The 3,086-nt window shown below is 42.8% G+C and carries 5 protein-coding genes; 1 reads left to right on the forward strand and 4 read right to left on the reverse strand.

The genetic code is table 11. From position 1 onward, the window contains the following. The 4 genes from ACEQ1T_RS13075 to ACEQ1T_RS13090 form a co-directional block, all read right to left on the reverse strand. Nucleotides 1-192: ATP-binding cassette domain-containing protein (locus ACEQ1T_RS13075; protein WP_370223268.1), on the reverse strand; the 192-nt coding region annotated here is incomplete at its 3' end. A gap of 18 nt (nt 193-210) precedes the next feature. Beyond that, on the reverse strand, nt 211-912 hold the full coding sequence (locus tag ACEQ1T_RS13080) for an amino acid ABC transporter permease (RefSeq protein WP_370223269.1): 702 nt from the start codon (nt 910-912) through the stop codon (nt 211-213). Further along, nucleotides 899-1,714: a transporter substrate-binding domain-containing protein gene (locus tag ACEQ1T_RS13085; protein ID WP_370223270.1), complete on the reverse strand. Its 816-nt coding sequence runs from the start codon at nt 1,712-1,714 to the stop codon at nt 899-901. Before ACEQ1T_RS13085 ends, ACEQ1T_RS13080 begins: the two co-directional genes overlap by 14 nt. Nucleotides 1,715-1,824: 110 nt before the next feature. Beyond that, entirely contained in the window at nt 1,825-2,652 is an 828-nt protein-coding gene (locus ACEQ1T_RS13090; protein WP_370223271.1) for a DUF2935 domain-containing protein, read from the reverse strand. Between the two features lie 128 nt (nt 2,653-2,780). Between ACEQ1T_RS13090 and ACEQ1T_RS13095 the strand changes: the two genes are divergently transcribed. Beyond that, the gene (locus ACEQ1T_RS13095; RefSeq protein WP_280516093.1) at nt 2,781-2,912 is read left to right on the forward strand and encodes a hypothetical protein; all 132 of its coding nucleotides are present in this window, start codon (nt 2,781-2,783) and stop codon (nt 2,910-2,912) included. Nucleotides 2,913-3,086 lie beyond the last annotated feature (174 nt).

The raw sequence follows: 3,086 nt of genomic DNA on the forward strand, positions 1-3,086 counted from the left end.
GACTTGATCGCCAATAGCAAGCAGGCCTGAAGTAGGCTGCTCCAGCACATTTAAGCACCGCAGCAAGGTCGTTTTTCCGGAGCCGGATGGCCCAATCACTACAACCACTTTTCCTTTCGTCACTTCCAAATTAATTCCTTTCAGTACTTTCAGCTGATCAAATTGCTTATGCAAATCCTTAATATTAATCATTAATAGCATTGCCTCTTTTCATGAAGAAATATATCGGTCCAGACGGCGTTCTAGCCCCCCCTGCACGATCGAGAGCATAAAGCAAATCACCCAATATATGAAGGCAGCCTGCGTATAAAGAAGCAAAAATTCATAATTAGTTGCGGCTATTTCCTGTGCTCTTCGGAACATCTCTGTAACCAGAATCATGGAAGCCAGAGAGGTATCTTTTACAAGACTGATGAATGAATTGGATAACGGCGGTATTGATACTCTGGATGCCTGCGGTAGGATAATCCTCTTAAGCGTCTGCGAATAAGACATGCCTATGGAATATCCCGCTTCCCATTGTCCTTTTGGGATTGAAAGGATGGCTGCCCGGATAATTTCGGAAGCATACGCCCCTACATTCAGCGAGAATCCTATGATCGCTGAGGGGAAAGGATCTATAATGACACCAATCGTCGGAAGCCCGTAAAAAATGATGAACAGCTGCACAAGAAGCGGTGTGCCCCTTATGGCTGATACATAAATTCTGGCTATCGTCTCCAGCGCCTTATTTCCTGAAATGCGGGCAAGTGCCGTAAAGATTGCCAATGCCAGCCCGCATATAAATGAAATCAGTGTTAATGGGATGGTATAGACAATGGCACCCTCCAGCAATGGCTGAAATGAATTCTTGCCAATCTCTATAAGTCTTTCGACCCTTTCCGGATCGATGAATATACTATTTAAGTACATCTTCACCAAACCATTTTTCTGAAATTTTCAAGTAAGTGCCATCCTCAATCATTTCTTCCAAGGCTTTATTGACTTCATCAACCAATGTACCGCTGCCCTTTCTGAACATTAGGCCGCTTTGGGAAGCGTCTTCGGATTCGTCTGCGATTTTGACTGGAGCATCAGGCTTTTGTTTTTTAAAATCCAAAAAAGACAAATTATCGTTGAGTGTAACATCTGCACGCTTTGAATTAATCAGTTCAATCGCCTGGTTAAATCCGTCGACTCCTACAATTTCCGCCCCATATGACTTTGCCAGATCTGCATAATTGCTCGTCATGGACTGTGCGGCTTTCAAACCCTCTATATCTTCAAAGCTTGAAACTGAATTGTTGGATTCATGTGTAATCAAAACAGCTGCAGAAGAAATATAAGGATCCGAAAAGTCGTATTTCTCCTGGCGATCAGGGCGAATCCCCACCTGGTTTGCGATCATATCAAAACGTTTTGAATCCAATCCGGCGAACATGGCATCCCATTGTGTTTCCAGAAATTCCGGCTTCACACCAAGCCTTTTGGCCACTTCCTTTGAGATTTCCACATCAAAACCGGTAAGCTCGCCTTTGTCGTCATGGAACGTGAATGGCGGATAAGTGCCTTCTGTTCCTATTAACAGCTTTCCCTCATCCTGGACTTTTGCCCATAAGTCCTGCTCTTCTGAAGCATTTTGATCCTGATTTTCAGGATTTGCTTTATTCGTTCCGCACCCTGAAATAATTAAAACAAAACAGATTAGAACAGCACTATAAATAGTCTTTTTCATGTGTTTGCCTCCTGTTTGAGAAATGGATTATATTTTATCTTTTCCTAAAGTGGTTAGTTTATAGGAGGCAAAAGAAAAAAACCCTCTTTCTAAAAGAGGGCTTAAGGATGCTATGAATAAGATGGTTTTTTCAAAGAACATTTAGAAGCTTCTTCACCCAGTTCGGGAGCATAGTAGCTGAGTTTTTTAATTAAATAACAGGCTTCAGGGAAATGATGTTCGAGAAATCGAAGCGTCGCTTTATTAAGAATTCTTTTGCCGGTGTATTTTTGGACAATGCCTTTAATGTATTCATTCATTTCAATCACAGCCATCCCCACATCCCGGGCCATTTCCTGCTGGCGCGGAAACCCTGGCTGCGTAAACCGGAGATATCCCTTCATATGCCTGTTCTGTACAACGAAGCCCTGAAAAATCCTAGTATAGGTTTCTGCCTGGTCATCAACAAAAACCTCAATTGGATCAATCGAGTTTCTTAAAAGAATGATATGTCCCAGCTGGTCCTCAAGCCACAAATCCAGCAAATCAAAAAGGGATTGCGGCGGCGGTGTCTGTCCATTTGTAAAATAAGTCAGCAGGCGCAGATATTCCTGATTTTCATTTAATGTGCCATTAAAGTAGGTTGGCGAGAGATTAAGATTGATCAAATTATTGATTCTCAAATTCTGCAGCTTTCCTTCGAACTGAAAATAACCGTTTGCAACCGGCCATATCTCCATGGCCATCGCAATTGCTTCCTGTGAGCTGGCCTGTGCAGAAGGAGGTAACAGATTTAGCTTATTCCTAAGATTACGGAAGGCTTGTCTGTATTCATCCGCTCTTTTTACATACTTGCCTTCTGTTGGAGAAAGATAGTCCCTGACAAAGATCGCATGGTCTTCAAGAATCTCCAGCCAAAAGGCATGCTCCTCCCAAAGCGTCAATCCTATTTTATTCATATAGATCCCCCCATCATAATCCTTTTAGATGTATATGCTTTTCATAATGGAAAGATGAAGGCCGGTCCGGATAAAAAAGGAGCGCTTTAGAAAAAATAAGGAAGCATTTATAAGAAAGGAGAATCGCTATGACAAAAAAGTTCAATAAAGGCAGTAATAATCAAAACTCACCAAAAGGAAATCAATCAGCCATCAGCGGAGATAACAGCAAGGGCAATAAGAGGAATAAAGATCAAAAGGATAAGACTGATTTGGATTAAGAAAAGCGCAAGGCGCCCGCCTACCTAGGAACGCAGACTAAAATCGACACGTCCTGTGGCAACGTCTGCATGACCCGCATCCTCCCAAAAGCTGCCGCTTTCGGTCGTGCGATGCAATGCTGACGAAGCCTTCCTTGTCCTGCGGGCCTCAAGCATAAGACAAGCCGGCTGAAA

Origin of the sequence: Cytobacillus sp., from assembly GCF_964223445.1 — a bacterium.
GTDB lineage: Bacteria > Bacillota > Bacilli > Bacillales > Cytobacillaceae > Cytobacillus.